This is a genomic window from Mesorhizobium waitakense, from assembly GCF_056431085.1.
On the sequence record NZ_JBWKME010000170.1, the window covers coordinates 33,734 to 42,370 of the forward strand.

Sequence of the window (8,637 nt, forward strand, 5' to 3'; positions counted from 1 at the left end):
GGCCGCGGCAACCCTTGGCTGCCGCGGCCCTTTCAAAAATTCAGGCTTACTTGGCGCTTTCCAGCGTATCGACCGCCTTCTTCAGCTTCTCGTCGGGGATCTCGACCTTGGCGCCGCCGCGCAGCGACTTGACCAGCGCAAAATACTTGTCGCGGATGACCGCCTGCCTGGCCTGGTCCTTGACGTCGTCGAATGCCGGCGGCTGCTTGGTGCGCTTGTCCTCGAGCTTGATGACATGCCAGCCGAACTGCGACTGCACCGGCTGTTCGGTGTATTTGCCGACCTGGAGCGCGAAAGCCGCCTTGTCGAACTCCGGCACCATCTGGCCAGGTCCGAACCAGCCGAGATCGCCACCACTGGTCTTGCCCGACGGATCGCTGGTGTGCTCGTTGGCGAGCTTCTGGAAGTCGGCGCCGCCGTCGAGCTGCTTGATGATGGCCTCGGCCTCTTCCTTCGTCTTCACGAGGATGTGACGGGCATGCACCTCGTTTGTGGGCGGTGTGTTGGCGATCTCCTGGTCGTAGCGGGCGCGAACCTCGGCGTCGGTGACCTTGTCGACGACGCCCTTCTCGACCATCTCGCCATGCAGCGCGCGCTGCTGCAGGAAGGCCATGCGGCGCTGGAAGTCGGGATCCTTGTCGAGGCCGGTGGTGACCGCCTGGGCGGCCATGACGCGGATTTCGATGGCCGCCGAGAGGGCCGCGGCGCGGCGCTGCTCGGGCGGCAGCTGGGCGAACTGCTGCGACAGCTCGCCTTCGGCAAGCACCAGGTCGGCTTCGGTCAAGGGCTGGCCGTTGATCGTGGCGATCACGGTGTTCGGATCGACCGGTGCCGCGGCAGGTGCTGCCGCATCCGCCGGGGCAGGTGCTGCTGCATCCGCCGGAGCGGGAGCGGTCTGCGCCATCAGCGGCGACAACGAAAGGGCCGACAAGCCGAAGGCCAGGCCAAGACTGGCAAGCGACGCGCGGCGGAACAACAAGGACATAAGATGACTCCGGTAAGGGATTATGAGGGCGGAAGGTTTCCAGATCAGCCGGATTGTGGCGGAATTTGGCGCGACCGGCAGGGCCAGCGCGGCGTTGACATCAGTTGAGCCCCCTCTTATCTGTCCAACGACTTTGCGTCCAGAACCGTTTTCCGGGCGCTTTTTGTGTTTGCCCGTATTCAAGCGGTGCGTTCACGTGGATTTGATGGGGCCAGCCGGCGTCCGTCTCAAGATTGAGAATTCTATCGAAAGGACCATTGGATGGTCAGTCTCGGCGGTCTCGCCCGTAAGGTTTTCGGTTCCTCCAACGACCGTCGGGTCAAATCGACCCGGCCCCGTGTCGAGGCGATCAACGCCATGGAAAACGAGATGCGGGCACTCTCCGACGAGGAGTTGGTTGGCCGCACCGCGAAATTCCGCCAGGACATCGCCAACGGCGCCACGCTCGATGACCTTTTGGTTCCCGCCTTTGCCACCGCCCGCGAGGCGGCGCGCCGCGTGCTTGGCATGCGCCCCTTCGACGTCCAGCTGATCGGCGGCATGGTGCTGCACAATGGCGGCATTGCCGAGATGCGCACCGGCGAGGGCAAGACCCTGGTCGCGACGCTGCCGGTCTACCTCAACGCGCTCGCCGGCAACGGCGTCCACGTCGTCACCGTCAACGACTATCTCGCCAGCCGCGACTCCGAATGGATGGGTCGCGTCTACAAGTTCCTCGGCCTTTCGGTCGGCGTCATCGTCCATGGCCTGTCCGACGAGGAGCGCCGCGTCGCCTATGCCGCCGACGTCACCTACGCCACCAACAACGAACTCGGCTTCGACTATCTGCGCGACAACATGAAATACGAGCGCGCCCAGATGGTGCAGCGCGGTCACAATTACGCGATCGTCGACGAAGTCGACTCGATCCTGGTCGACGAGGCGCGCACGCCGCTGATCATTTCCGGTCCGCTCGAGGACCGCTCGGAAATGTACAACACCATCGACACCTTCATCATCCAGCTGCAGCCGCAGGATTATGAGATCGACGAGAAGCAGAAGACCTCGATCTTCACCGAGGAAGGCACCGAGAAGCTGGAAAACCTGCTGCGCGATGCCGGCCTGCTCAAGGGCGAGTCGCTCTACGACGTCGAAAACGTCGCCATCGTCCACCATGTCAACAATGCGCTGAAGGCGCACCGGCTGTTCCAGAAGGACAAGGACTATATCGTCCGCAACGACGAGATTGTCATCATCGACGAGTTCACCGGCCGCATGATGCCGGGCCGGCGCTATTCGGAAGGCCTGCACCAGGCGCTCGAAGCCAAGGAGCATGTGACGATCCAGCCGGAGAACCAGACGCTGGCCTCCGTCACCTTCCAGAACTACTTCCGCCTCTACAAGAAGCTTTCCGGCATGACCGGCACGGCGCTGACCGAGGCCGAGGAGTTCGGCAACATCTACAATCTCGACGTCACCGAGATCCCGACCAACCTGCCGGTCGTCCGCAAGGACGAGGACGACGAGGTCTACCGGACGGTCGAGGAGAAGTACAAGGCGATCGTCAAGGAGATCCGCGAAGCCAGCGCCAAGGGCCAGCCGACGCTGGTCGGCACCACCTCCATTGAAAAATCCGAGCAGCTGGCCGAGCGCCTGCGCAAGGAAGGCTTCAAGGATTTCGAGGTGCTGAACGCCCGCCACCACGAGCGCGAGGCGGCGATCGTCGCCCAGGCCGGCAAGCCGGGCGCCATCACCATCGCCACCAACATGGCCGGCCGCGGCACCGACATCAAGCTCGGCGGCAATGCCGAGATGCGCATCGCCGACGAGCTGGGCGACATGCCGGCCGGACCCGAGCGCGAGGCACGGGAAAAGGAAATCAATGACGACGTCGAGCGCCTGAAGGAAAAGGCGCTGGCCGCCGGCGGCCTCTATGTGCTCGCCACCGAACGCCACGAATCGCGCCGCATCGACAACCAGCTCAGAGGCCGCTCCGGCCGCCAGGGCGACCCCGGCCGCTCGAAATTCTTCCTGTCGCTGCAGGATGATCTGATGCGCATCTTCGGTTCCGAGCGCATGGACGGCATGCTGCAGAAGCTCGGCCTCAAGGAAGACGAGGCGATCATCCATCCGTGGATCAACAAGGCGCTGGAAAAGGCGCAGAAGAAGGTCGAGGCGCGCAACTTCGACATCCGCAAGAACCTGCTGAAATACGACGACGTCTCCAACGACCAGCGCAAGGTGGTGTTCGAGCAGCGCATCGAACTGATGGACGGCGAAGGCCTCTCGGAAACGATCGGCGAGATGCGCGAGGGCGTCATCGACGAGATCGTCGCCAAGGCCATTCCCGAAAACGCCTATGCCGAGCAGTGGGATGTTGCCGGGCTGAAGGCCGAGGTCGCCGAATTCCTCAATCTCGACCTGCCGGTCGAGGACTGGGCCAAGGAAGAGGGCATCGCCGAGGACGACATCCGTGAGCGCATCACGCAGGCCGCCGACGCCGCCGCCAAGGAGCGCTCCGAGCGCTTCGGCCCCGAGGTGATGAACTATGTCGAGCGCTCGGTGGTGCTGCAGACGCTCGACCATCTGTGGCGCGAGCACATCGTCAATCTCGACCATCTGCGTTCGGTCGTCGGCTTCCGCGGCTACGCCCAGCGCGATCCGCTGCAGGAGTACAAGGGCGAGGCATTCGAGCTGTTCCAGGCGATGCTGGGCAATCTGCGCCAGGCCGTCACCGCGCAACTGATGCGCGTCGAACTGGTGCGCCAGGCCGCCGAAGCACCGCCGCCCGAGGCGCCCGACATGTTCGGCATGCATATCGACGGTACCACCGGGGAGAATGATTTCGACGGCGGCGAGACCGCCCTCCTGGTCCGTCCTGAGACGACCGCCATTGTCGCTCCCGAGAACCGCGACCCGAACAACCAGGCGACCTGGGGCAAGGTCGGTCGCAACGAAGCCTGCCCGTGCGGCTCCGGCAAGAAGTACAAGCACTGCCACGGCGCGTTCGCGTAAGCGGCGCTTCTTCCCTTCTCCCCGTTCACGGGGAGAAGGTGGCCCGCAGGGCCGAATGAGAGGCAGCGCGGATCTTCGCGATTGTCACATGTCACTCGCTGCGAGAGATGGCACGCCGGACGTCGCTCCGTCCGCGGATAGTTTCTTCGACATCCGCCAATCCGCGCGAATCCCCCAAAGCCTGTGCCGCCCCTCATCCGCCTGCGCCTCCCGGCCCTTCGCTATGGCTTCGGGCGTTCGTCGCTCGAAAAGCCAAATCGTTGGCTTTTCGTCCGCTGCGCGGACCGCTCCTCACCCAACCGTTTCTTAAGGTGTCTTTGCTACACCACAGCCTGAAAAAGAGGCGGAAAACGGAGAGTAATCGGGGTGCGCTTTTCCGCGGCCACGACAGCCGGGCGGTTCTTGCCGCAGCGTTTGGCGCTGCGCATCGGGCCGTTGCTTGGCCGCATCGATGCCGTGCTGTTCACCGCCGACGAGCGCGGCGAGGCCGGCCGCATGTCGGTCATCGCTTTCTCCATCCGCATCATCAGCGCCGTCATCGCCTTTGTCAGCCAGGTGCTGATGGCACGCTGGATGGGCTCGTTCGAATACGGCATCTTCGTCCTCGTCTGGGTGACGATGGTCATCGTCGGCAACCTCGCCTGCCTCGGCTTCCACACCTCGGTCATCCGCTTCATTCCCGAATACCGCGAGCGCGGCATGCTGGCCGAACTGCGCGGCATCGTGCTGGCCAGCCGGCTGTTCGTGCTGATCGCCTCCACGCTCATCGCCGGGCTCGGCGCGCTCGGAGTCTGGCTGGCCGCGCCATGGATCGAGAACTACTACGTGGTGCCGTTCATCCTCGGCGTCATCTGCCTGCCGATGATCGCCATGTCCGATTTGCTGCAAGGGCTGGCGCGCGCCAATTCATGGGCGCTGTTCGCGCTGTCGCCGACCTATCTGGTGCGCCCGGTGCTGATCCTGCTGTTCATGGCGCTGATGCTGGTCGCCGGCTATGCGCCCGACGCCAGGACCGCCATCTTCGCTTCGATCGCCGCCACCTACGTCACCACGCTCGGTCAACTCATCGGCGTTACCCAACGCATGGAAAGGCGGATCCCGGCCGGACCGATGAAGGTCCATTTCGCGCAATGGTTCCTCGTGTCGCTGCCGATCTTCCTGGTCGAGAGCTTCTTTTTCCTGATCACCAACGCCGACGTGCTGATGGTCGGCGCCTATATGGATCCCAACGACGTCGCCGTCTATTTCGCCACCGTCAAGACACTGGCGCTGGTGCATTTCGTCTATTTCGCCGTCAAGGCCGGCGTTGCCCAGCGCTACGCGCAATTCACCCATGGCGAGCCGCAAAAGCTCGCCGCCTTCGCCCGCGAGACCGTATCGTGGACGTTCTGGCCCTCGCTGCTGATGGCGATGCTGGTGCTGGCGCTGGGTGAGCCGATGCTGGTGCTGTTCGGCCCTGAATTCAGCAGTGGCTATCCGCTGCTGTTCCTGCTCGTTTTCGGCGTCGTGGCGCGGGCCGCCGTCGGTCCGTGCGAAAGCCTGCTGACGATGAGCGGCAACCAGACCATCTGCGCCGCCGTCTATGCCATGACGCTGGCCTTCAACATCGGCCTCAACGTGATGCTGATCCCGCATTTCGGCCTGTGGGGCGCGGCGATGGCCACCGCCTTTGCCATGATCTTCGAAGCCTGTGCGCTGTCCTTCACCGTATGGCGCAAGCTCGGCATCGTCATGCTTATCTTCGTGCCTGCGAAAGGAGCCGCGTGATGGCCGCCATCCCGTTGCTTGAGGAAACCAGCGGCGGCACGGCCGGCGCCATGGTGTCCGGCCTTGCCGGGCTGACCCGCGACCCCGACCCCGCCCATATCGAGATCCTCGCCAACAACCGGCCGGAGCGCAAGCTCGCCATCTACCCGGCATCGGCCGGCTTCGACCTAGTCGAGGAACTGGATTACCTCTGCACCCGCACGGTCGAGCCGAACGTCTTCTTCAACCCACGCTTCCTGGCGCCGGCCATGCCGCGGCTGGAGGATCGCGAGGTGCGGCTGGCGGTGATCCGCGACGGCGACGAATACCGCAACCGGCTGCGCCTTCTGGTGCCGTTCTCGGTGGAACGGCCGGGGCTGCCGCTCGGCGTTCCGGTCATGCGCACATGGTCGAGCCCGTTCGGTCCGCTCGGCACGCCGCTGGTCGACCGTGACGACCCGGTCGGCGTCGTCGAGGATTTTTTCTCGATGCTGTCGCGCCCGCACTTGAAGCTGCCTAAAGTCTTCGTCCTGCCCGATATCCGGCTCGACGGCCCGGTGGCGAGCCTGTTTGCCACCGTGGCCGAGACGCGCGGCCTGATGCTGGTCACCACCGGCCAGACCCAGCGCCCCGCGCTGGAGAGCCAAGCCGACGGAGACGAGTATCTGAAGGCCTCGCTGCGCGCGCATCATTTTCGCGAGTTCCGCCGGCTGAAGCGGCGCCTCGGCGACCTCGGCAAACTGGAGCATGTCGTGGCGCGCGGCCCTGAAGAGATCCGCCACGCCATCGAAAGCTTCCTGACGCTGGAAGCGGCCGGCTGGAAAGGCCGCGAACGCACCGCCATGGCGATCGACCGCTACCGCGCCGCCTTCGCCCGCGAGGCCGTGCACCGGCTGGCCGAACAGGACATGTGCCGCATCCATTCGCTGACGCTGGACGGCCGCACCATTGCCTGCCTGATCGTGTATGTCGAAGCCGGCGTCGCCTACACCTGGAAGACGGCTTATGACGAGACGCTGGCCGCCTATTCGCCGGGCACATTGCTGATGATCGAGGTGACCAGGCAGCATCTCGACGATCCCAACATCATGATGACCGATTCCTGCGCCATGCCCGACCATCCGGTGATGAGCCGGCTATGGACCGAGCGCAAGCCGATGGGCACGCTGGTGATCGGCCTGACGCCGGACGCCGACCGCCTCACCCGCCAGGCCGCCTCGCAGCTGCACCTCTACCGCGAGACCCGCAACATGGCCCGCCTGCTGCGTATCCGCATGAAGAGCCTGCTGGGACGGCGGTAGGGCCCAGCGCCGCCAAGTGCATCTGGACACCAACCCGCAGGAGTCGCATTCTCTCAGCGGAGAGACCGGGCAATGGATAAGCTAAACATAGGGGCCGACCAGGCAAAACGCTGGCGAGACCAAGCCCTACGCGGTCGGCGTAGGCGCCTTTCGCGTGACGTCGTGTCGTGGGCGCTGATTCTGACGGCGATAACCGTTCTTTGTGGTCTGATTGCGCTAAAAGCATACAAGTAGACAGAGCCCTGCCAGCGCGCGTTTCAGGCCGGTCTGTGGCTCTTAAAGCGTCGCCGCATTTGCAGGGGTGCCGTGCCGCCTAGTCTGAGCGTCAAGTGCCCAGGAGGCCAACCCTGTTTTGAAAGCTAATGTGATCGACCTCTCCTCGAAAACAGCTCGGCAGTGATTTCGTCTCTGTCCCCATTATGCCTGGCGATCAAAGCCAGCGCTTCCTGGCGGCCAATGTTGCCAAGCTTCATGAGGTACGGAACCTCAAACGTTCGCTTGTTGAGGCGCCATTCTGGCACACGCCGTTTTCCTGCTTTTCGCGCTGTTGTTCCATCTTGACGCATCATCTTTCACTCCTCTCCCCGATATGATGATGCCGTCGCATATTCCGCGCCACGTCCCGCTTCGGAGGTAAGGCAACGTGTGGTCGCCAACGGCTTTCTACCGCCAATAGGCGTAATTGCGCAGTTGCTAATATACCCATAAATTAATCAGTGCGGCAGTAACAAACCCACCGGAGTGGCCGGTACGCTGCATGACTTTGGCAATTGGCATTGGAGATCTGGTGGGGGTCACGGCCACTGTGCGCAGGCGGATTGACGATGAGCGCGTCAGCGTGTCGGTCCCGAACTATGATTGCCCGCAATCGATCCGAAGCTATGATTTTGCGCATTCGATCCGCACCGAGGTGCAGCGGGGCGATCGGGTCGAGCTTGTTGGCGAGGTCACCCGGATCGATGACGAGACGGTGACAATCGACCTGGGGCCGCTGGTGACGGTCGAAATCGATATGGTCAGGCTCATCGAGAGATACCGGCCAAAGCAGCGCAGGACGCCACTCTGAGGCCCTTTCTTTCTACGAATTCCTCAATCGATCCGCAACGCCAGCATCGTGATGCACGATGGACCCGATCCTGCTTCGATCTCGTACGCAAGGTTATGGGTTTGAGCGATCCTTCGCCAAAGCGTTGAAAAGCAACGTGCACGCCACCAGCGATACTAGCCCGCCTAACAGGTCGTCCCCTGTCAGGCCGAAAAGATAGACCGTCTCAAACGCCAACCCTGCCACTGCTGTTCACCCAGGTGCGAATTGATCAGCCTTCCTGTCCATCACCAGGGCTACACCGCGAGCCGCAGCTATCTTTGCGACAAGAGCCTCTAGATCGGCATCCGATCGCATCGATCCGGTTTTCTGTCGGAGTCGGGAAACCGCCAGTGTGACAGAAAGGGGAACCTTCCCCTTCGCCACGCTCACAATTTCGTCGGCCGCAGCCGCAAGGTTACAGAGCTCTGGTGCAACTTTGATCCTCATGGCTAGCACTACTTTGGCAGTTTAGGTTTGAGGGCGTGTGCGAGCAGCTTCTGACAGTGAGGACATCTGCGGGGTGG

General features: G+C 63.2%; 5 protein-coding genes. 4 read left to right on the top strand and 1 reads right to left on the bottom strand.

The features are described from left to right. Positions 1 to 46: 46 nt before the first annotated feature. The gene (locus tag AC07FD_RS31635; RefSeq protein WP_095084836.1) at positions 47 to 985 is read right to left on the bottom strand and encodes a peptidylprolyl isomerase; all 939 of its coding nucleotides are present in this window, start codon (positions 983 to 985) and stop codon (positions 47 to 49) included. Positions 986 to 1,246: 261 nt separating this feature from the next. Here AC07FD_RS31635 and secA point away from each other — a divergent pair, with 261 nt between their 5' ends. The 4 genes from secA to AC07FD_RS31655 all read left to right on the top strand — a co-directional run bounded on the left by secA (position 1,247) and on the right by AC07FD_RS31655 (position 8,092). Then, positions 1,247 to 3,979: a preprotein translocase subunit SecA gene (gene secA, locus AC07FD_RS31640; protein ID WP_457150494.1), complete on the top strand. Its 2,733-nt coding sequence runs from the start codon at positions 1,247 to 1,249 to the stop codon at positions 3,977 to 3,979. Between the two features lie 366 nt (positions 3,980 to 4,345). Then, entirely contained in the window at positions 4,346 to 5,746 is a 1,401-nt protein-coding gene (locus AC07FD_RS31645; RefSeq protein ID WP_478353035.1) for an oligosaccharide flippase family protein, read from the top strand. Next, positions 5,746 to 7,026, top strand: coding sequence for a GNAT family N-acetyltransferase (locus AC07FD_RS31650; RefSeq protein ID WP_478353036.1), 1,281 nt, complete (start codon positions 5,746 to 5,748; stop codon positions 7,024 to 7,026). The genes AC07FD_RS31645 and AC07FD_RS31650 overlap by 1 nt, the downstream gene beginning before the upstream one ends. A 787-nt stretch (positions 7,027 to 7,813) precedes the next feature. Continuing rightward, positions 7,814 to 8,092 carry a hypothetical protein gene (locus tag AC07FD_RS31655; RefSeq protein WP_478353037.1) on the top strand — a complete coding sequence of 93 codons (279 nt, stop codon included), beginning with the start codon at positions 7,814 to 7,816 and terminating at the stop codon, positions 8,090 to 8,092. Positions 8,093 to 8,637 lie beyond the last annotated feature (545 nt).